The organism is Mucilaginibacter rubeus (genome assembly GCF_003286415.2).
Classification (GTDB): Bacteria; Bacteroidota; Bacteroidia; order Sphingobacteriales; family Sphingobacteriaceae; genus Mucilaginibacter; species Mucilaginibacter rubeus_A.
Window position 1 is genome coordinate 7,335,235 of record NZ_CP043450.1, and the last position, 20,426, is coordinate 7,355,660.

18 protein-coding genes are annotated in these 20,426 nt (G+C 42.0%); 7 read left to right on the top strand and 11 right to left on the bottom strand.

Annotated features, from left to right (window positions below; translation table 11 throughout):
• Positions 1-88: 88 nt before the first annotated feature.
• Positions 89-814 (top strand): energy transducer TonB, encoded by a 726-nt coding sequence (locus DEO27_RS30200; RefSeq protein ID WP_190295278.1) that lies wholly within the window; start codon positions 89-91, stop codon positions 812-814.
• A gap of 2 nt (positions 815-816) precedes the next feature.
• Here DEO27_RS30200 and DEO27_RS30205 read toward each other — a convergent pair whose 3' ends face one another.
• Positions 817-1,272 (bottom strand): hypothetical protein, encoded by a 456-nt coding sequence (locus DEO27_RS30205; protein WP_112575815.1) that lies wholly within the window; start codon positions 1,270-1,272, stop codon positions 817-819.
• Between the two features lie 120 nt (positions 1,273-1,392).
• On the opposite strand from DEO27_RS30205, the gene DEO27_RS30210 reads away from it, so the two are divergent.
• The 3 genes from DEO27_RS30210 (at position 1,393) to DEO27_RS30220 (ending at position 6,188) form a co-directional block, all read left to right on the top strand.
• Entirely contained in the window at positions 1,393-2,301 is a 909-nt protein-coding gene (locus DEO27_RS30210) for a serine hydrolase (protein WP_112575816.1), read from the top strand.
• A 499-nt stretch (positions 2,302-2,800) separates the two neighbouring features.
• Entirely contained in the window at positions 2,801-5,158 is a 2,358-nt protein-coding gene (locus DEO27_RS30215) for a TonB-dependent receptor (RefSeq protein WP_190295279.1), read from the top strand.
• Between the two features lie 502 nt (positions 5,159-5,660).
• Positions 5,661-6,188: a hypothetical protein gene (locus tag DEO27_RS30220; protein WP_112575818.1), complete on the top strand. Its 528-nt coding sequence runs from the start codon at positions 5,661-5,663 to the stop codon at positions 6,186-6,188.
• A 4-nt stretch (positions 6,189-6,192) separates the two neighbouring features.
• Here DEO27_RS30220 and DEO27_RS30225 read toward each other — a convergent pair whose 3' ends face one another.
• The gene (locus DEO27_RS30225; RefSeq protein ID WP_112575819.1) at positions 6,193-6,954 is read right to left on the bottom strand and encodes a DUF5131 family protein; all 762 of its coding nucleotides are present in this window, start codon (positions 6,952-6,954) and stop codon (positions 6,193-6,195) included.
• Between the two features lie 6 nt (positions 6,955-6,960).
• Positions 6,961-8,046, bottom strand: a complete 1,086-nt coding sequence (tcmP, locus tag DEO27_RS30230) for a three-Cys-motif partner protein TcmP (RefSeq protein WP_112575820.1) — start codon at positions 8,044-8,046, stop codon at positions 6,961-6,963.
• Between the two features lie 200 nt (positions 8,047-8,246).
• Here tcmP and fabG point away from each other — a divergent pair, with 200 nt between their 5' ends.
• From fabG to DEO27_RS30245, 3 genes are all read left to right on the top strand, one after another.
• Positions 8,247-8,990 (top strand): 3-oxoacyl-[acyl-carrier-protein] reductase, encoded by a 744-nt coding sequence (fabG, locus tag DEO27_RS30235; RefSeq protein WP_112575821.1) that lies wholly within the window; start codon positions 8,247-8,249, stop codon positions 8,988-8,990.
• A gap of 259 nt (positions 8,991-9,249) precedes the next feature.
• Positions 9,250-11,331, top strand: a complete 2,082-nt coding sequence (locus tag DEO27_RS30240) for a hypothetical protein (RefSeq protein WP_112575822.1) — start codon at positions 9,250-9,252, stop codon at positions 11,329-11,331.
• Positions 11,332-11,651: 320 nt separating this feature from the next.
• Entirely contained in the window at positions 11,652-12,074 is a 423-nt protein-coding gene (locus DEO27_RS30245) for an endonuclease domain-containing protein (protein WP_112575823.1), read from the top strand.
• Between the two features lie 80 nt (positions 12,075-12,154).
• Here DEO27_RS30245 and DEO27_RS30250 read toward each other — a convergent pair whose 3' ends face one another.
• The 8 genes from DEO27_RS30250 to DEO27_RS30285 form a co-directional block, all read right to left on the bottom strand.
• Positions 12,155-12,478, bottom strand: coding sequence for an FtsB family cell division protein (locus DEO27_RS30250; protein ID WP_223818086.1), 324 nt, complete (start codon positions 12,476-12,478; stop codon positions 12,155-12,157).
• Between the two features lie 177 nt (positions 12,479-12,655).
• Complete coding sequence (locus tag DEO27_RS30255; RefSeq protein WP_112575824.1) at positions 12,656-14,023, bottom strand: DEAD/DEAH box helicase; 1,368 nt, start codon at positions 14,021-14,023, stop codon at positions 12,656-12,658.
• Between the two features lie 155 nt (positions 14,024-14,178).
• Complete coding sequence (gene lspA, locus DEO27_RS30260) at positions 14,179-14,715, bottom strand: signal peptidase II (RefSeq protein WP_112575825.1); 537 nt, start codon at positions 14,713-14,715, stop codon at positions 14,179-14,181.
• A 192-nt stretch (positions 14,716-14,907) separates the two neighbouring features.
• Entirely contained in the window at positions 14,908-16,203 is a 1,296-nt protein-coding gene (gene eno / locus DEO27_RS30265; RefSeq protein WP_112575826.1) for a phosphopyruvate hydratase, read from the bottom strand.
• 362 nt (positions 16,204-16,565) lie between these two features.
• A complete protein-coding gene (locus DEO27_RS30270; protein ID WP_112575827.1) occupies positions 16,566-17,303 on the bottom strand; it encodes a DUF2490 domain-containing protein in 738 nt (245 codons plus the stop codon).
• A gap of 121 nt (positions 17,304-17,424) precedes the next feature.
• The gene (locus DEO27_RS30275; RefSeq protein WP_112575828.1) at positions 17,425-18,549 is read right to left on the bottom strand and encodes an ABC transporter permease; all 1,125 of its coding nucleotides are present in this window, start codon (positions 18,547-18,549) and stop codon (positions 17,425-17,427) included.
• A gap of 146 nt (positions 18,550-18,695) precedes the next feature.
• Positions 18,696-19,460 carry an ABC transporter ATP-binding protein gene (locus DEO27_RS30280; protein WP_112575829.1) on the bottom strand — a complete coding sequence of 255 codons (765 nt, stop codon included), beginning with the start codon at positions 19,458-19,460 and terminating at the stop codon, positions 18,696-18,698.
• Positions 19,461-19,801: 341 nt separating this feature from the next.
• Positions 19,802-20,008: a DUF2945 domain-containing protein gene (locus DEO27_RS30285; protein WP_112575830.1), complete on the bottom strand. Its 207-nt coding sequence runs from the start codon at positions 20,006-20,008 to the stop codon at positions 19,802-19,804.
• Positions 20,009-20,426 lie beyond the last annotated feature (418 nt).

Here is a 20,426-nt window from a genome sequence, read left to right on the forward strand (position 1 = left end):
TTACTGTTTAATTGTAGAACTGTAGTTTTTTCGGAGAGGTATAATGAAAAGTGTATTAATCCGTTTAAAGCGAAATAACCTTTACCTTATGGAACCGCTTCAAAATATTCAACTTACTTTCAAATGTCCTAAAACACTAAATGATCTTTCACCGTGCAACAGCGACTGGTATTGTGCAGGCTGTAACAGGATAATTATGGACTTTAGGGGAATGGAGGAATCCCGGATCCTCGAGTCGCTGAACAATGGCGATAAAATACACTGTGGCATTTTTGATGCCCAAAGGATAGCCTATACACCTCAACCCAAATGGTACCGCTGGTTTTCGGCCGCATTAATTGCATTAGGATTAAATACTTTAAATAACCGCGTTTTTGCTCAGCAGAAAGTCCCTGCTTCGGGCGTCGATACTACCGCTTCTAAACAAAAGGCAACAGCCGATTCTTCAGGTAGCCAGATTACCCTGGGGATATTTCTGGTTTCTGCCCAACCCGAATACCCTGGGGGGATAACCCGGTTTTATGATCGTCTCCGATCAAATTTGCAAAAGGTGTCGGTCAAAGAAGCTGCCACTACCGTTGTTAAGTTTACGATAGAAAGGGATGGCACTCCGGTTAACGCGAGTCTTGTAACAAGCGGAAATGCCAAAGTAGATAAGCAATTAGTCCAGCTTATCAAAACATCTTACAGGTGGAAACCAGGGTTAATAAACGGGCGGCCCGCAGCAACAGATTACAACTGTACAGTTAAGGTAAACCCAAAGGGAGAGTTTGATATTAGTGTTGAACGGGTGAGCAGGACCGTATCCCGGTAGTATCAATCTATCACCCCAAACTGCTTTAAATGATGCGTAAAATGTTTGCCATGCCATATGATCCATTCATTATAATCCAGTGGACCGAAACCGCCGTGGATTACTTTAAGATTGAGTGTGTTGAAATGCCTGTCGAAGGTATCCAGCTCTTTCATTAATTGATTAATGGCCGTTTCCAGATCGGGGTAGGTTAACGCTTCGGGCAGTTCTTCCAAAATAATATTGCGTGGCATTTCATTATTGGTATAAATGCCATTCTGTTTACGTGTGGCGGTGTTTTCATGAGGCCCATCCCAGGTTGGTATTCTAACGCCGTTGGTGTATTGAACCTGTGTTATCAGGTGTTCAATCATTTGCTGGGGCGTCATCTTACCCCAAAGTGGCTTGGCCTGCGCATCCAGGTTAAGCAATAAACGGTACAATACTTTGCGGTTGGTGATATCAACAAACTGATTCATGTGCTACGGAAGTTTTTGTAAAGATAGAAAACATAGTTTTTGAGTAGTACCTCCGCTTGAAAGGAATGGTTGCCCGTTGTATTAAAATTTGTATTTTCATTTTTTAAGATCGCACATCTCATGAAATATAAATTCACCCTGTTGTTGCTGTTGTTTGCAGCATCTGCCTTTGCTCAAACCGATGGTAAACTCACTGCCAAACTTAATGATGCCGTAAAAGATTTTCACGGCCAGGTTGGCATTTATGTGCATAACCTTAAAACCGGCAAAACTGCCGAGATCAATGCCGATACTCTGTTCCCTACGGCAAGCATGATCAAAGTGAGTATTCAATGCGGGGTGATGGATAAGATAGAAAAGGGCGAACTGAAATATAACCAAAAACTGGTTTACCGCGATTCGTTGCTTTACGCCGGTGAAGACCTGCTGGGTTCGTTTAAAGATAAAGACACCGTGCAGTTAAGCAAAGTGGCTATGCTGATGATCACCATGAGCGATAACACGGCGAGCCTCTGGCTGCAAAAACTGGTGGGGAGTGAATATATCAACAACTGGCTCGATCAAAATGGTTTTAAGGTAATGCGTGTAAATTCAAGAGCTCCGGGCCGCGAAGCTATGCGTAAAATATACGGTTGGGGCGTAAGTACTCCGCGCGAAATGTGTAGGCTGTTCACGCTGATTCGGGAAGGAAAAGCGGTTAGCCCAGCCGCCAGCGAACGGATGTACCGCAACATGGGCCGTATTTATTGGGATGAGCATGCGCTTTCGCAGATACCACCTTATGTGCACACCATATCCAAACAGGGCGCGGTTGACGAATCCCGCTCAGAAACGGTATTGGTTAATGCTCCACATGACGATTATGTATTTTCGATCATTACCAATCATAACAAGGATACCAGCTGGACGCCTAACAACGAAGCAGGCCTGCTGATCAAAAAAGTATCGGCCCTGCTATGGCATTATTTTGAGCCTGCTGATAAGTGGCAGCCTGCCGATGGAGTGGATAAGTTTATGTTGAATGAATAGACTTTATTACTTGTTGCTATATCTCATTTGCTTCCCGCTATTGCTGAATAAGTACCAGAGAGTCCCGGGAAAATTGCGGTAATGAAAAAAAATTTAGATGGTGTGTGGGGCTGCGTTAGTGATAGGAGCGGATACCGGCCTTGTGGTTAAGGCCTGTGCAGTATGAGCGTATAGCACGGGCCGCAGGCAACGCCCATATTTAATGATGTTGCTCAAAAGACACCTCTCGCATGTTTCCAACGCTTCTGCAAAAGCTTGCTACTCCCTTTTTTAGGCACAGGCCACCATTGTTCTGCCCACTTTCACCCGAAGCTTATGTTGACGAAACATTTCTTTTACCTTGTCTTGGAGTGTATAGGAGCAACCTTAAATGATAGAATATATTTTTTATATAAATCACGTAATATTTACGCGGGATAGGTGTTAATTGTTTGTCATTTGCTATTATTGACAATCGATTACAATGTGTGATCTGTACACATTTAACTATACCTATTTTATGCGTAAATTATTTACTTTATTACTACTTATTATTGCCTTTTCGGCCCGGAGCCAAACCACAGGCGATTATTCAGGCACCGTTACCGATAACAAAAACCAGCCCATTGCGGGTGCGTCGGTGTACCTGCTCAATACCAACTACCAAACCAGCGCCGACAGGAACGGGAAGTTTATTTTAAAAAATATTACTACCGGAAAATATACCCTGCATATCAGTGCTATTGGTTACGCGGCTAAAAATGTACCTGTAAATATGATCGGCACCAGTCGCCCGATAACAATTCAGTTGAATGATGCCAGCAACCAGTTGGATGAGGTTACGGTATCGGCCCAAAAAACAGAAGAACAGGCCCAACGTGTACCGTTCAGTATTTCAACGCTATCGGCCAAACAAATACAGGATTACAGGCTTTGGGACCTGAAAGACCTTACTGCCATTGTACCTAACTTAAACTCAGGCGCTCCAGGCGATGGCCGTACAGTAACAGGTATCCGTGGTATTGTTACCACATCATATGATCCGGCTGTGGCAACTTATGTTGATGGTGTAAACCAGTATGGGCTGGACACCTATATCCCTCAGTTATTGGATGTAGATAGGATAGAGGTTTTGCGTGGACCGCAGGGAACTTTGTACGGGCGTAACGCTACAGGTGGTGTAATCAATGTGATCACCAAACAACCATCAAATACATTAAGTGGTTTTGCCGGTGTTGATGTTGGCAATTACAATCAGCAGCGTTATACTTTAGGCATTAAAGCCCCATTGGTAAAAGATAAATTGTATTTAGGCGTAGCCGGAATTTACTCTGGTTTTAACGGTTTTTATACCAACACGTTTAATAATACACATTTTGATAAGCAGCATTATTTTTTGGGTAACTATTACCTGAAGTTTTTGGCTACTTCAAAACTTGCGTTTACGCTGAATGTTAAAAACTACAACAACCGCAATAATGGCGCGTTCACTTTGGCCGGTTCGCCTGACGAGGCTTTGAGCCACCCGTTTGAAGTTAACCAGAACGCTACCACTAAAATGGTTGATAATACTTTCCAATCATCATTAACGGCTAACTACAGCGGTAACGATTTTAACTTTACTTCGCAAACATCTTACCAGGTAAATAACCGTTATTATACAACACCTATCGATGGCGACTTTTCACCTATCGATGCGGTATCTATCGTAAATAACTACGGTGGTAAATGGAATAAGGTAAAAACTACCATCCAGGAGTTTCGCTTTACTTCTCCGGCTTCTTCGAGTTCAAAATTGAAATGGGCTGCCGGTACTTATGGCTTTTATCACTACGCGCCAAACAGGCAGGGCACCTACTTTGGTGATGATGCCGCAGCTGTTGGTTCGCCAATGACCGATTTTACCAGTATCAATACTAATACCGACCGTAATTATGGCTTAGCTGTTTACGGCCAGGCTACTTATGCCGTAAGCGAGCAGTTTGATATTACTGCCGGTTTGCGTTATGATTATGAGCACAAAAAAGAAAATGTAATGGGCGAGTTTCTGCCAAAGGGCGGCGAGTCGGTTGTTACCCGTTCAGATACATCGTCAACTGCGCATTATAAAGCCTTTACGCCGAAGGTGAGTTTGGCTTACCATGTATCGGCTCATAATAATCTGTTTGCTACTTACAGCCGTGGCTTCCGCGCCGGTGGCATTACGGAGTTAGGTTCTGATCCTTCATCACCACCGCTTTATTCTTTCAAACCTGAATACAGCAATAATTTTGAAGTGGGTTCAAAAAACGACTTTTTAGATAACCGCCTGCGTGTAAATGTAACCGCGTTTTATACCCGTGTTACCGATGCCCAGGTGCCAACACTGATATTGCCTGATGCTATTACCATCACCAAAAACGCGGGTAAATTAAGCAGCAAAGGTATCGAGGCCGAAATTAACGCCACGCCAATTAAAGGACTTGAATTTGATTACAACTTCGGTTACACCCACGCCCGTTATACTACACTGGTAGTAGGCAACAACGGCGAAGAAGTGAACCTGAAAGGCAATAAGCAAATTTATACGCCTAACATTACCAGCATGCTGGCACTGCAGTATGGTTATGACCTGGGTGGCCCGCTGAAAACTAAGCTGATTGCCCGTGGCGAATGGCGCTACCTTGGCGACCAGTATTTTGACCTTGCCAACCAGATAGACCAAAAAGGCTACAGCAAGTTTAATGCGAGGGTAGGTGTAAGCACCAAAAGGTTCGGTCTGTTTTTCTGGGAAAGCAATATCGCCAACAAAAAATACATTGACTACGCCTATGATTTTGGCGCGACTCATTTAGGTAACCCACGTACCTATGGTGTATCGTTGAATACTACTTTTTAATTTCTATTGCATCTGCACGTTCAAACGTCCACGTTTGAATGACAGTTATTCTGAGCGTCCACGCTCCCGGTTTAGGGGTAAGCGTGGACGCTTACTTTTTAAAAGCATTGGTTTGTGCGATTCCCCTCTTGAGAGTAATGGCCTATTAAAAGACACAATACTGAAAATCATCACACATATCTACTCACCCCGACATCGCTGCGCTCGTCACCCCTCTCTACGCTGCGCGTAAAGAGGGGATTTTAATTTATATTTTTTCTTACCCTCTTTATCCGAAGGATAGAGAGGGTGGTCCAGCGAAGCGCAGACCGGGTGAGTCAAGTATACGGCTTGTCATTTCCGGTATCAGTCTTTTATGGGCTATGTATTCTCTCTCAAGAGGGGATTTTTTAAACCCTTCTTCCAGCTATATCGTGTAATATTTGGTTATTTTACCCTATGCCATCCCGGATATTTTTTGTTAATTCAATCAAAATCTGATTGTTAATAAACTTTGATCTTCATGAAAAAGAATATCCTGCCGTTGCTCATCGCTATTGTTAGCATTGCCATCACTTTCCCTGCGCATTCGCAGGTGATTACCAAATATGGCGATAACGTAAGTACACTTGATGGTATCATGAAAGCCTATTATGGCGTGGTTACCGTTAAGAAAGGTGAAAAGGTGAGTTACGAGCGCGACAGTCTGCTGCATATTGCCAACGCTCATGTTGGTGCGGGTTATGTTGATAAGCAGGGCAAGCAGCAGTTTAGTTATATGACGCTTAAAGAATACCACAAACTGGCCGATCCATCCCTGTCAAAAAATGGTTTTGATGAACGGGAGATTGCCCGCCGGGTAGAAAAGTTTGGCAGTATTTACCACGTATGGAGCACTTACGAGTCGCGCAATACCGCCGACGGACCCGTAACTGAACGTGGTATCAACAGTATAGAGCTGTTTAACGATGGCACCCGCTTTTGGATCCTGGCATGGTTTTTTGACGGCGAACGTAAGGACAATCCTATCCCGGCGGAGTATTTGAAATAGGTTTTTAAGCCGCATTAGTTGGCATTTCTCTATAAATTTCCCCATCCAATTCACATCCACCTTTAGCGTGTTTAGGATGATTTGCTTCTATTGTAGGATCGTTAGGATTAATATTGAACTTGGCTTTTCCCCATTGTTTAAAGAAGAACGGAATATTTTCTTCGCTACATTTATTTTTTACAAAGTCAATCCATTGCTTTTGTAACGGACGTGCTTTATGCCCTGATTCCCCACCAACTATAACCCAATCTATATTTTTTAGACGTAGAGAAGTAACAGGTCCAATAAGAGGCTCTATCGATAAAAATTTAATTTTTGCGTTCGTATTTGCCAAATGTTCCACCCTATAAGTATAATCATCATTTTCGACAGAAACGCCCATCCAAATATTATTTGTCCAATTAAGTTCAGTTGAAAGTGCTAATAGTCTTTCAGATCTCTTGGTTAAAACTTGATATATATGTTGAGGAGTACTATTCATAACGGAAAAAACCGCTTTGATAAATTCGAACGGTACGTCATCATGAAATAAATCGCTCATTGAATTTACAAAAACCACTTTTGGCTTTTTCCAAGTAAACGGAATCGATAACGTTTCAGGATGAACTCTTAATAAAAAGCCATCTTTGTATTTTTCGGTACCCATTGCCTTTAGTCTTTTGGACATAGATTCAGCATAGCAATGTTTACATCCGGGACTTATTTTATTACACCCGGTTACTGGATTCCAAGTTAGCTCTGTCCATTCTATTCCGGAAGCACTCATAATATTTTAATTTAATACACTAATTTTAGTGTTGTCGTTATCTCGATGTAAATCTGAGGAAATTAGCTTAAATTGGAAATCTATATCTTTCTTTTTCTTAAGCCTTTCAAGTACAGTATTGGCATCTTTAAATAAAAATCCTTCATCTAATGAATATAAATAAACAGAATGTTTATCTATCAGCCTTTTATTCAAAATAAGTTCAGTTAAATTCTTTTCGAAAACCTGTCTTTTGTTTGGTTTATTAAAATGATCAAATAGGAATGGCTGATTAAAATCGATTTTTTCACTATCTATATCATAATTTGCTTCGCCTCGCATTTTATCATTTCTCCATGCTATAGCCAAGAATTTTTCAATCCCGAGTGTATGATTCGTACCAAAAATTAAACCATAAATATTAGATCCCTTTTTTATAGAGAACGGCGCTAAGTAATATTTCTTATTATTAGGGATTAATGATTTGTAATGTTGAAGCACGTTTCGATGAATATGATAATAATTCATCTGCTGTATTTCTATCGGATCAAAAGAAAAATATTTTTTGAATTCAGGTGTATCTGCAAACCTTTTAAAATATGAAGAAGATATGTAGAACAGGAAATCAGTTTGTTTTAAGGAAATAATTTTATTGAAAATTTCTGAAGTAATTTGCTTTATCCCATTTTGATCCAAAAACAAAAAATTGGCAGATGTTTTCATTGATTCATATAGGGATGAGAATAGTGAAGCAAAATCTTCTTTATAAGGCTTGATTTCAAAATCCCCTTCAATATCTTTTAATGATTCAATAAGAAAATTATAGTTGTCTTGATCCAACTCGTTGAAATGTAAAATTACTCTAATTCCATTGTCCTTTATAAAATGCTCAATTGACTTGACTATCGCAATTGCAATTAAAGGACTGCCTGGAACATCATTCTTATCCTTGCCCTGCCCGGCAAAAAAGTCAAAGATTTGTACGGTTCTCCAAATAGGTTCTTTCTTTGAAAGAAAAACTGGAAGCCATTCTTTAAAATAATCTTTATAAATTTTTAATTTAACTAAAGTTCCCTCATCGAAGGGCTTTCTGAAAAGGTCTTTACCAGGCATAAAGTAAAATTACTAAAATTATTAGTATTTAAAAATAAAAGTGAGTGTTTATAAATTGGATCTAACTATCTGTTTTGCAAATATTAAGTAATATCATTATATAATATGATATTTGCAAGGGCATTTTATGGTCGGAATAGAGCTATGATTGAAAACAAAAAACTGCTAACTTCACCGCCCTGAAATCATATACTTTAATTATGAAATTATTAGAAGGAAAAACCGCGTTGGTTACCGGCGCGTCAAAAGGAATAGGCCGTAAGATTGCCGAAAAATTTGCCGAGCATGGCGCTAACGTAGCTTTCACCTACTTGTCGTCTGTTGAAAAAGGTCAGGCGCTTGAGCAAGAGCTGCAAAGCTTCGGCACTAAAATAAAAGGTTACCGCTCTGACGCTTCCAAATTTGATGAAGCTGATAAATTGATCACTGATATTGTTGCTGATTTTGGAACTCTTGACATTGTGGTTAACAATGCCGGTATCACTAAAGATGGTTTGCTGATGCGCATGACCGAAGAAAACTGGGACGAAGTGCTTGACGTAAACCTGAAATCGATATTCAACGTTACTAAAGCTGCCTCAAAAATCATGATGAAAAACCGTAAAGGTGTGTTCATTAATATGAGCTCGGTTGTTGGTGTACAAGGCAATGCCGGGCAGGCTAATTATGCTGCTTCAAAAGCAGGTATCATCGGTTTCTCTAAATCGGTAGCTAAAGAGCTGGGTTCACGTAACATCCGTACTAACGTTGTTGCCCCGGGCTTTATCCGTACCGAAATGACCGACGTGCTTGATCCTAAAGTTGTTGAAGGCTGGGCTGCCGGTATCCCGCTTAAACGTGCCGGCGAAGTTGAGGACGTAGCTAATGCCTGCGTGTTCCTTGCTTCAGATATGGCCGCTTACATCACCGGACAGGTTATCCCTGTTGATGGTGGTATGTTGTAAGATATATTTATTTCTACTACATGTCATTGCGGGGAGGAACGACGAAGCAATCTCGTAGCTATACAGGGCGGCTTTGCTTCCGTGCGGTTGCCACGCTTCGCTCGCAATGACATGGTTTTTTAAATCCTGGTAAGTTCGTCTCAACCTCAAGCGACGAATAAAAACTTATTCCCCTCTTTTCACAATAATTTCGCATTTTGCAGTTAATGTTTATCGGGCCGGATGCCCCGCGCCTTTGACAATGATACTATAGCTACAAATGTTTTCACTTACATGGGGTTCTGTTTCGGGATGGTGGTTGCCTGCCGGCTTATTGCTTGGTTTAGGGTATGCCTGGCTCATGTACCGCAAACCGGTTGAACTTGGTAAAAACTTACGCTATATACTGGCTGCTATCCGCGCGGTTACCGTATTTTTCATAACAGTGCTGCTCATTTCGCCCTTAGTAAAAACGGTTAAGTACGAGCCGCAAAAACCTTTAGTACTTGTTGCCCAGGATAATTCATCCTCTGTAAATACGTTTAAGCCAGCCGGTTTTAGCTCGTCTGTCTTTGTTGATGATCTGGGTAAACTTAAACAGGAACTTGGGGATAAGTATGATGTGCAGGAGTTTAATTTTGATAAAGACCTGCATCCCGGTCTTTCTAAAAGTTTTAACGGTAAACAAACCGATATCGCCGGAGCACTGCATCAGCTTAATGACAGGTTTACCAATCAAAACATTGGCTCGTTAGTATTGGCTACGGATGGTTTATATAATCAGGGGAACGATCCGCAATATGAAGCCAGGAATATTAAAACCAGTATCTACACGATAGCCCTCGGCGATACCACAGCCAAACGCGACCTGCTCATCGGCAACGTAAACTATAACAAAACAGCTTTTTTAGGGAACGATTTTGTGATAGAAGTGCTCGCCACAGCTTATCAAAGCAAGGGCGAAAACATGAACCTTACGGTTGCTGAAGATGGCAAACAGGTTTATACGCAAAGCATCCCAGTTACCGGAAACGATTTTAAAAAGATTGTTTCCATAAAACTAAATGCGGCAAAGAAAGGGCTTCGGAAATATAACATCAGCATAGCGTCCATAAAAAACGAACTCTCGACCCAAAATAATACCGAAACCATTTATGTGGAAGTGTTGGATGCAAGGCAAAAAGTTTTGTTGCTGTATAATGGTCCGCACCCGGATTTAACGGTGATTAAACAGGCTATAGAAACCAACAAAAACTTTGAGGTAAAGGCAAGCTCCCTTGCCGATGCAGCTACCATTAAACCTGCCGATTACAGCCTGGTGATCCTGTATCAACTTTCGGCGGGTGAATATGCCCCGATAAAGAATTTTATAGCTAAAAGTAAAACGCCCGTTTGGTACATTGTTGGTTCGCAAAGTAACCTGCAGGCGATTAACAGCGAACAAAACACGGTACGCATAAGTGCAGGCAGGGCCGAAACCCAGGAAGTAATTCCGTTGCCGGCCAATGATTTTACAGCTTTTACACTGTCAGATTCGGCCAGGAGAAAGATTGCAGCATTCCCGCCATTGGTTGCACCGTTTGGCAGTTATGGAACCGCGGCAGGCACTTCGGTATTGTTGAAACAAAAGATTGGCGCGGTAGCTACTACTTACCCTTTACTTGCCTTTGGCGATGAAGCAGGACGGCGTATTGCTGTGCTAACCGGTGAAGGGATCTGGCGCTGGCAACTGTCCGAATTTCAAAACTATGGCAACAGGAACGCCACTGATGAACTGCTGAGCCAAACCGTACAATACTTAACAGCTAATGCCAACCGTCAGCGTTTCCGTGTTTACCCGGCACGTAATGTATTTGATGAGGGCGAAAACGTAATCCTCAATGCTGAATTGTATAATGATGCGCTTGAACTCATCAACACACCTGATGTAAAGATAGAACTGAAAAGCGCGACAGGGAAAAATTACAGCTTCCTGTTCACCCGCACCGGTCAGAGCTATCAACTGGATGCGGGAGCGCTCCCTATAGGCGAATACACTTATAGCGCCTCAACCCAAAACGGAAAACAGGATTTTAAAGCCACTGGGCAATTCACCATAAAACCCCTTAACCTCGAAGCCCGCCAAAGCGCCGCTAATCATTCACTGCTTAATAACCTTGCTAAACAAAGCGGCGGACAAATGATCAAACCTTCACAAATCAACCAGCTTGCCGATCTGATCCGCAAAAACGAAAATATTAAAACGGTAGTTTATGAGGATAAGCACTACAGCGACCTGATAGATATGAAGTGGCTGTTTGTAATGATTCTGCTGCTGTTATCAACGGAGTGGTTTTTGAGGAAGCGGGAAGGAGAGGTTTAGGCTGTAATAGAGTCAGGACATTGAGATTCAAGAGGCAGGAAAGAAGGGCAGAAATCGAAAGAAAAAACGACAGGTAAAAGCGTGGCCAAGTGCAATTCACATGCTTGGGAGAGTAATAGCCTATAAAAGGTAATAGAGGAGTTTAAGGCGTGTTGGCCTTGTGCGATTCCCTCCCCAGGGAGGGTGTAGGGAGGGGTTTCACCGACAGGCTTATCCGCTTAAATGGCGTATAAACCCCTCCCTGCCACTGCTCATTTCCACCGCACCCCTCCCAAGGGAGGGAATTGAAAACTTTTTAAATAGTTATAACAAAACAGAAAATGGTCAAAATCATTCCATACAATCCTAAACTAAAAGCTATCGCCAGAAAGCTTCGTAAGGAAATGACTTTTGGCGAGGTGATTTTATGGAATGAATTAAAAGAGAATAAATTATTAGGCTTCGACTTTGATCGGCAGCGATGTATGGATAATTATATAGTCGATTTTTATTGCAAGGAACTAATGCTGGCAATTGAGATAGATGGTCGATATCACAATTATGAGGATATATTGATCAGGGATGATGCCCGGCAAGCGAAATTAGAAAGCTTCGGTGTTCGGTTTTTGAGATTTACTGAAGCGGATGTAAAAGATGATTTGTCTAATGTACTGAGAGCTATCGAAGGGATGATAATAACTATTTTGAAGGGCGATGATTCAATTGAGTTACCCGAAGGGTTTGATATGACATTGTTAGATTGATGTAGAAACCCCTCCCTACACCCTCCCAGGGGAGGGAATCGCTCAGGCCAACCCTTTTTAGGCTTCTCCTTTGCTAACTCTTACTTTTCTTTCGTTTCCGGTACCACCACATAAACATCCTCATTGGCTTTCTTCATGAGGTATTTTTCGCGGGCAAATTTTTCCATTTGCTGCGGATTGGTGGTGAGTTCTTTAAGCTCTTTAGTTACCTGATCTGTTTGGGCTTTGTAGAAATCGCGCTCAACTCTTAGTTTTTTAACCTGCTGGTGGTATTGATATTGGGAGAAAAGATCATTCCTGTCGAAAAATATCATCCACACTACAAATGCAAGGGTAACCAGAAAAAACTTGTTCTTGAAAAGATCTATAAGGCGTTTCATTGATACCGGCTGTATGATTTTCATTTAAAGCTATTTAATTTTTTCGACCGCTACAAATATGCTTATTAACTTATTAACAGGGGGATTTTTTTAGAGATTGGTTGATTAAGTTGATTAGGTGAGTGGTTTTGTCTATAACTAAAACAACCATTCACCTAATCAACCATTCACCTAATCAACCATTCACCTAATCAACCATTCTTAACCTTTTCTCGCTCCGCTCATGCCGCTTTTTCCGCCGGGTTTAGATGCTTCTGAGCGGTTACCGCCTGGTTTTTTATTGCCACCAGAACGGTTATTTCCGGCTGAACGGCTGTTGCCGCTACCACCAGATCTGCGGTTACCTCCACGGCCACCGCCACCTCCTCGTTGGCCGCTGCCTGAACCACCTTTTTTTGGTGCTTCGTTTATTTTAGCTGCCATAGCCGCCGGACTAAGCGGGTAAGGGTGACCTTCCTCAACCGGGATCTGTTTGGCTATCAGTTTGTGGATATCTTTCAAAAACTCCAGTTCCTCGGCATCGCAAAATGAAAACGCTATACCATCTGCCCCGGCACGACCGGTACGGCCAATACGGTGTACGTAAGTTTCGGGTATGTTAGGCAATTCGTAGTTGATAACGTGTGTTAACTCATCAATATCAATACCACGGGCCGCGATATCGGTAGCTATCAATACACGCGTTGTGCGGTTTTTAAAGTTAGTTAATGCGCGCTGCCTTGCATTTTGTGATTTATTGCCGTGGATAGCTTCGGCAGTAATACCTGCCCGGGTTAAATCTTTTACAACTTTGTCGGCCCCGTGTTTGGTTCGCGTAAATACCAGAGCGGTTTTAATATTTTTATCTTTCAGGATGTGGATCAGCAGCGATTTTTTATCGCTCTTATCAACATAATAAATCTTTTGCTGTATGGTATCGGCAGTGGATGAAACCGGGGTAACTTCTACTTTTTCGGGATTATTCAGGATGCTATCTGCCAGGCTTTGGATCTCTTTTGGCATGGTAGCCGAAAAGAACAACGTTTGCCTTTTAGCGGGCACTTTGGCAATGATCTTCTTAACATCATTAACAAAGCCCATATCCAGCATGCGGTCGGCCTCGTCCAATATCAGGAATTTAACATGCTCCAGGTTAATAAAACGCTGGTTCATTAAATCCAGCAAACGGCCCGGGGTTGCAACTAAAATATCAACACCACGACGCAAGGCATCAACCTGTGGGTTTTGCGACACACCACCAAATATGACCAGGTTTTTAAGGCCTGTATGCCTGCCGTAATTGGTAAAGCTTTCGCCAATTTGAAGGGCGAGCTCACGGGTAGGTGTTAAAACCAAAGCTTTAATGGTTTTTTGTTCTTTGTGGGCTATCCTGTCCTGGTGCAATAGCTGTAGGGTAGGGATAGCGAACGCCGCGGTTTTGCCTGTACCGGTTTGGGCACAGCCAAGCAAATCATGGCGTTTTAATATAATAGGGATGGCTTGCGCCTGTATTGGAGTAGGTGTGGTATATCCCTCTGTTTTTAAAGCCTTGAGGATAGGCTCAATCAAATTTAAATTTTCGAATGACATTCTTGATCTTTTGTAAATATAAGTGTGCTAACGCGAAAGCATAAGCGGATCTGAAGAGTATGCAGGAACTCAAAACCGTAAAGCGAACGGGTAATTAGCTGCAAAGATACGCTTTTTATTGTTAAGAAAATTTTAAGGGCAAGAGTTACACCGGATTAAGCTGCCAATGTTTCGGCATCGGGGGTGCTTTGTTCCTTTTTCGCCTTACGGTCTTTTTGCCATGACTCCAACAAAATAAGGCCCATACCTATCATGATGGATACATCCGCCACGTTGAATACGCCGGTTTGGAAAATGCCGAAATTCATGTGCATAAAGTCGGTTACGCTGCCGTACAGCATCCTGTCGTACAGGTTACCTGCGCCGCCGGCAATAACCAAAACAATACCAATGGTGGTTAATTTACCTATTGATGGTTTTAACATCACGTAAAAAACGCCGAAGGCAAGGGCCAGTAAAGGCAATAACGATAGCAGGATAAACTTCCATGGGTTTTGCAACGAATCGCCGAGGCTTAAAAAAGCGCCGGTGTTTTCGGCATGCAGTATGGTGAAAAAGTTTTTGATAACAAAAATGTTATCGCTGATGTGAATGTGTTCTCTTATGTAGATTTTAGTAACCCTGTCAAGCGCGATGCTTAAAACCAATATCAGCACTATACCCAATATCCTCGAAATCCCTTTTCTGTTCATTAGTTTATTTTAACAAGTTATTATAACGCAGTTGTTTCGGTTTAATTATGTGGCCTTGATTGCGGACGCAAAGGTAAAAAAATACTTGGAGATGAGGATAAAATATCGTCATGTTGAACTGGTTTCAGCATAACAAGGGGCAATAAAAAAGGCCATCTGCTTTACACAGATGGCCTTCTCAGTATCAAAAGATTATTTTTTGAAGTATTTGAAATCTTTACCAATGAATTTAGCGTTAGCGCCTAATTCTTCTTCGATACGTAACAACTGGTTATATTTAGCGATCCTGTCTGAACGTGAAGCCGAGCCGGTTTTGATCTGACCGCAGTTTAATGCTACAGCGAGGTCAGCAATGGTTGAGTCTTCAGTTTCGCCCGAACGGTGGCTCATTACTGAAGTGAAACCGTTGGTTTGAGCTAAAGTAACCGCGTTGATAGTTTCGGTTAATGAACCAATTTGATTTACTTTTACCAGGATTGAGTTAGCAATACCTTCGCTAACACCTCTTTGTAAACGTTTAGTGTTGGTTACAAATAAATCGTCACCTACTAACTGAACTTTTTTACCGATTTTGTCGGTTAAGATTTTCCAACCTTCCCAATCGTCCTCGGCCATACCGTCTTCGATAGAGATAACAGGATATTTTTCAACTAATTCGGCAAGGTAATCAGCTTGCTCAGCACTGGTACGGATAGCACCTTTTTCGCCTTCAAATTTAGTATAGTCGTATTTGCCGTCTTTGTAAAACTCGGAAGCAGCACAGTCAAACGCGATAAAGATATCTTCGCCTGCTTTGTAACCTGCTTTTTCAATAGCTTTCAAAATGGTTTCAACACCATCTTCAGTACCTTCAAAAGTTGGAGCAAAACCACCTTCGTCACCAACTGCAGTTGATAAACCGCGGTCATGAAGAATTTTTTTCAGGTTGTGGAATACTTCGGTACCCCAACGTAAAGCTTCAGAGAATGAAGGAGCGCCAACCGGCATGATCATAAACTCCTGGAATGCGATAGGAGCGTCAGAGTGTGAACCACCGTTTACGATGTTCATCATCGGGATTGGCAAAGTGTTAGCGTTTACACCACCAATATAGCGGTATAAAGGCTGACGGCTTTCCTGAGCAGCAGCTTTAGCAACAGCTAATGAAACACCTAATATAGCGTTAGCACCAATTTTACCTTTGTTTTCGGTACCGTCAATCTCAATCATTAAAGCGTCGATAGCATTTTGTTCAAACACATCAATACCTTTTAATTCAGGAGCTAAAATGTCATTTACATTGGCAACTGCTTTTAATACACCTTTACCCATGTATTTTGACTTGTCGTTGTCGCGAAGTTCAACAGCTTCGTGAACGCCGGTTGATGCACCTGATGGTACAGCAGCGCGACCGAATGCGCCATTCTCGGTTAAAACTTCTACCTCAATAGTAGGATTACCGCGAGAATCTAAAATCTGGCGGGCATGGACATCAATTATTATGCTCATAGTGAATTGTCAGAGTGTGGTTTGAATGAATACTATTAATAACGGCGGCTAAGTTAATGTGTAAATAAGGAAAACGCAATTGAAATTTTGTATTTGTAACGATTATAGCCCCGTTAAGGTGCGATTTAACACGAATTTAATATAGAATGAGTGAATTTTTCATAAAAACACAAGGTTTTGAACTGGATTGAGGGATTTTAGATCGGGTAGTGTTAAAATTGATGTGCTTTTCTATCCAGTCGTCGTGTCCCCACGACAACACGTATAATTGGTTGTCTGAACTCGAATTTGTTGAATTTGCCGAATTGACTGATGAATGATTCAATAAATTCAAATAATTCGTTTAATTCGAGTTCAGACAATTAATCACTTGTAGTAGGTACATGTTCACGCTGCACAGCATTTTTGCGCTGAATGCGGTACATGAGTATCAGCATAATATTATCCTTATCGCTTTTAGCGGTTGTTGAATAATTGTACTGGTTGATCCAACCGGCTTGCAGGATCCACGATTTATCAAACTGGTAACCAAGGGCCGCCGAAATCCTGTTGCGTTCAAAATTAGGGACTTTATTATTCAGGAATACCTCGTCAAAAACCGATACAAACCAGGTTTTAGCAACAATTTTAGTGTTATTCAGAGGTACAAATACGTTAAGCCTGTAGCGGAAACGGTTACGGTAATCGCCGTTAACCCAGCGCTGCTCTACCCGGTAGCGGTGCTCCAGTTTTAAACGGTACAGGAACTGGTTACTGGTGATCTGTTCCCAAAAGCGGGTTTCGGTAATGGTGGGGCCTTTGCCGACATCCATGTAATCAAAAGTAGTGTAGCGGCCTGTGCCTAAAAGCGCAGTGAAGTTTTTATCAATATCATAGCTCACGCCAGCTTTAACCTCATAGTATTGAAACTGGCTGAACACATTGTTTGTGCGTGTTTGAAACTCGGTATAACCACCCCATTTATGCGTACTGTCACCAGGAAGTACTACAGTAGCTATTCCCCAGGTGCCAACTTTGGAGTCCTGGGCCTTAACATTAACTGAATGTATGGTTAATAAAAAGAATACAATAGTTATTAAAATGGGATATCTCACTGTCATTTAGGAATCTTTTTTACAAAAGTATTTCCTAAATGTTATCTCAATGTTAATATTGACAGTGTTAATATTAAATTAATGTTAAGTTTTCAAAGTCATCCTTAGCCTTGATAACTTTAAAATACTATTCCCATTTAAATGTTTTTACGGCTACCGCGTAAATGCCAACAAACCATGCCAACAATATCAGCAATTGGTGGGTAACATCACCTAAGCCCGCACCCTCGAAAGCTACTTTACGCATAGCATCGTTTAAATGCGTAAGTGGCAGTACTTTACTAATGTATTGCAGCCAGGTAGGGAAAGCAGTAATAGAAAAAAACGTGCCCGAAAGTAAAAACTGGGGCAGCGTAATGATATTAGAAAGTGGGGGGACTGAGCTTTCATTTTTGGCAATGCCCGATACCGTAAAGCCAAATCCCATGAAAATGATCAATCCAATGGCCGAAAGCACCAGCATATTAAGTACAGTGGTAACACCGTGGATCAGTGTAAAACCAAACATATAGTGCCCTACTAATATGATAAACAATGAGCCTAATAATGAAAAAGCAAGCCTTGCAATAGCCTCGCCCAAAACAATGCTGTAGCGCTTAACAGGAGTAGCAAAAAAACGCTTGATAACCAGTGTTAAACGTAAGCTCAAAAACACGAAAGCCGTACCAAAAACGCCGCTGCTTAATAATGAAAAGCCCAACTGCCCCGGTAAAATAAAGTCGATATATTTATACGGGCGACCGCTGATAGTTTCTTCTTTTAAATCGATGAGGTTGGGAACTTTAACTGTTGTGTATGATTGAATCCGCTTCAATTCTTCTGATTGAATACGGTAAAAAATGTTATTCAGCGCCGATTTCAACACACTGCCTTTATCGCCCGATGCCTGGCTGTATTGCACATGAACGGTCATAGCTGCAGGTGGGGCAAAGGGTTTCAGGTCAAGAATGGCATCGATATTACCCTTTGCCAGGTTTTTGCTCATCTCATCGGCCGACTGATCGGTGATGAGGTGCATGATCTTATTTTTTTTCAGCGCCATATAAACCGGGTTATTGGCCGAGGTATCGCTGCTTTTAGCTAAGCCTACGTCTATCGACATGCCACCGCCGCCAATATTGGCAAAAACAATGATAAATATTAACGGGAAAGCCAGTGTAAACACCACCGCCGAAGGGCTGCGTAATATCGACCGGAAACTTGCCCGGGCAATAGCCAGGGTTGCTTTTGTATTGCTGTACTGTTTGTTCATTAATTTATATCATTTTGCCTGCCGGCGTCATTAGGTCATTTAGTCATTTTTGCCTGTCGGCGTCACTATATCATTTTGCCTGGGGCGTCATTAGGTCATTGAGCATTTTGGCCTGCTAACTGCAAACTCAGAACTGCCAACTGGAATTACCCTTCCCGCCATTCCTTCCCGGTGAGGTTAATAAATACGTCCTCGAGGTTGGCGAGCTTTACCTGCTTTTTGCGCTCGAAGCCGGAGGCTACAAGCTCGTCGATAAAATGGTCGGGGGTGTCAATACCGATGATGTGACCACCGTCAACAAAGGCAACACGGTCGCACAGTACTTCGGCTTCGTCCATATAGTGGGTGGTGATCACCACGGTTGTGCCCTGGTCGCGGATCTCGCGGATCAAATCCCAAAGGTTGCGGCGGGCCTGCGGGTCGAGGCCGGTTGTGGGCTCATCTAAAAATATGATCCTCGGGTTATTGATCAGCGTAGTGGCGATAGAAAAACGCTGTTTTTGCCCGCCCGAGAGGTCTTTATATTTAGCTTTGGCTTTATCGGTAAGCGCTACTTTTTCCAGCATCTCCATCGGGGTTTTATCGATGCCATATAAGCCCGAAAATAGTACGATGAGTTCCGAAAGATTAAGATTGGGATAATAACCGGCGGCTTGTAACTGTACGCCTATACGCTTTTTGATACTATCGGCATCGGTTTCGATGTCGAAACCATCAACTACTATACTGCCAGATGTTTTATCACGAAGGGTTTCAATAATTTCGAGTGTAGTGGTTTTACCTGCGCCGTTGGGACCAAGCAGGCCGAAGATCTCGCCTTCATAAACTTCAAAACTAATGCCTTTAACGGCTGCAAAATCGCCATAGTTTTTTACCAGGTTGTTTACAGTGATGATAGGTTGTTTTGTCATAGGGTAAAAATGCATCAGATTCATGAAATAACCATGAGTTTTTCGGTGAACTACATAATTTTTACGGTGAAAGGCGGAGTTTTAAAAGGGGCGTCATTGCTGTAAGCCAATTGTACGCTCTACAACACGTCATTGCGAGGAACGAAGCAATCCTCGGCTTGCAGAGAGGCTATTTAAGTTCATCCTGTATAGTTTGGGATTGCTTCGTACCTCGCAATGACGATAGGGAGATACTTATTTTTAATTATTCAGACCGCACCCTTGGTAAAGAAAATGAAAAAGCCCGGATGCTCATCATCCAGGCTAAAAAATACTCTCCGTAAATATTCCCCTTTGGGGAATTAGGGGGCCTTTAATTCACTTTCAGATTTCAGCACTCTGCTGCCGTTTTTCTGTTCAATTTCATAAGCGGGCTCCTCTTTGCTGGCGTTGCGTTTAACTTTCGCGCCTTTTATATTTTTGCTTACCGGCTTGTCGTGCTTCTTGACGATATGGCCTTCAGCCTCTGATTTTCCCCATTTCCAGGTTACTTCATCTCCCTTTTTCATACACTTTACCTTTTCTGATTAACGTATAGGGTTTGTTATTGATTTAACAAAGATGAAATAACCATCCCTCGGGGTGCCGGGACATTATTTTATTAAATGACCGATTGAGTGGGCGATAGCTACGGCATGTTCCGCGGCTTTCATAACTAAATGGATCAATTGAATTGCAAGTAGAGTTTTCATGGCATTTATTTGTTGTTGTTTAGTGACCCAAAATTGCGCATAAAAGGCACCCTGCCGTTAGGTTTATTAGGCGAAGCAAGCGCGCTTATCGGTAAACAGGGGTAAAACATCGGAGAAATGCCGGTAAAAAATTGCTGCTGTCGGTAAAACTTCCCGGAATGAAAAAGGGCAATGTTGGCAATTGGGTTGAAATATTTTGCCTGATGCCCATTTTTATAGATCAATGATTTTGTTA

Bases quoted from the DNA above. Each gene is read 5' to 3' on its own strand.
- DEO27_RS30200 (WP_190295278.1), top strand. From the start codon at position 89: ATGGAACCGCTTCAAAATATTCAACTTACTTTCAAATGTCCTAAAACA.
- DEO27_RS30205 (WP_112575815.1), bottom strand. From the start codon at position 1,272: ATGAATCAGTTTGTTGATATCACCAACCGCAAAGTATTGTACCGTTTA.
- DEO27_RS30210 (WP_112575816.1), top strand. From the start codon at position 1,393: ATGAAATATAAATTCACCCTGTTGTTGCTGTTGTTTGCAGCATCTGCC.
- DEO27_RS30215 (WP_190295279.1), top strand. From the start codon at position 2,801: ATGCGTAAATTATTTACTTTATTACTACTTATTATTGCCTTTTCGGCC.
- DEO27_RS30220 (WP_112575818.1), top strand. From the start codon at position 5,661: ATGAAAAAGAATATCCTGCCGTTGCTCATCGCTATTGTTAGCATTGCC.
- DEO27_RS30225 (WP_112575819.1), bottom strand. From the start codon at position 6,954: ATGAGTGCTTCCGGAATAGAATGGACAGAGCTAACTTGGAATCCAGTA.
- tcmP (WP_112575820.1), bottom strand. From the start codon at position 8,046: ATGCCTGGTAAAGACCTTTTCAGAAAGCCCTTCGATGAGGGAACTTTA.
- fabG (WP_112575821.1), top strand. From the start codon at position 8,247: ATGAAATTATTAGAAGGAAAAACCGCGTTGGTTACCGGCGCGTCAAAA.
- DEO27_RS30240 (WP_112575822.1), top strand. From the start codon at position 9,250: ATGTTTTCACTTACATGGGGTTCTGTTTCGGGATGGTGGTTGCCTGCC.
- DEO27_RS30245 (WP_112575823.1), top strand. From the start codon at position 11,652: ATGGTCAAAATCATTCCATACAATCCTAAACTAAAAGCTATCGCCAGA.
- DEO27_RS30250 (WP_223818086.1), bottom strand. From the start codon at position 12,478: ATGAAAATCATACAGCCGGTATCAATGAAACGCCTTATAGATCTTTTC.
- DEO27_RS30255 (WP_112575824.1), bottom strand. From the start codon at position 14,023: ATGTCATTCGAAAATTTAAATTTGATTGAGCCTATCCTCAAGGCTTTA.
- lspA (WP_112575825.1), bottom strand. From the start codon at position 14,715: ATGAACAGAAAAGGGATTTCGAGGATATTGGGTATAGTGCTGATATTG.
- eno (WP_112575826.1), bottom strand. From the start codon at position 16,203: ATGAGCATAATAATTGATGTCCATGCCCGCCAGATTTTAGATTCTCGC.
- DEO27_RS30270 (WP_112575827.1), bottom strand. From the start codon at position 17,303: ATGACAGTGAGATATCCCATTTTAATAACTATTGTATTCTTTTTATTA.
- DEO27_RS30275 (WP_112575828.1), bottom strand. From the start codon at position 18,549: ATGAACAAACAGTACAGCAATACAAAAGCAACCCTGGCTATTGCCCGG.
- DEO27_RS30280 (WP_112575829.1), bottom strand. From the start codon at position 19,460: ATGACAAAACAACCTATCATCACTGTAAACAACCTGGTAAAAAACTAT.
- DEO27_RS30285 (WP_112575830.1), bottom strand. From the start codon at position 20,008: ATGAAAAAGGGAGATGAAGTAACCTGGAAATGGGGAAAATCAGAGGCT.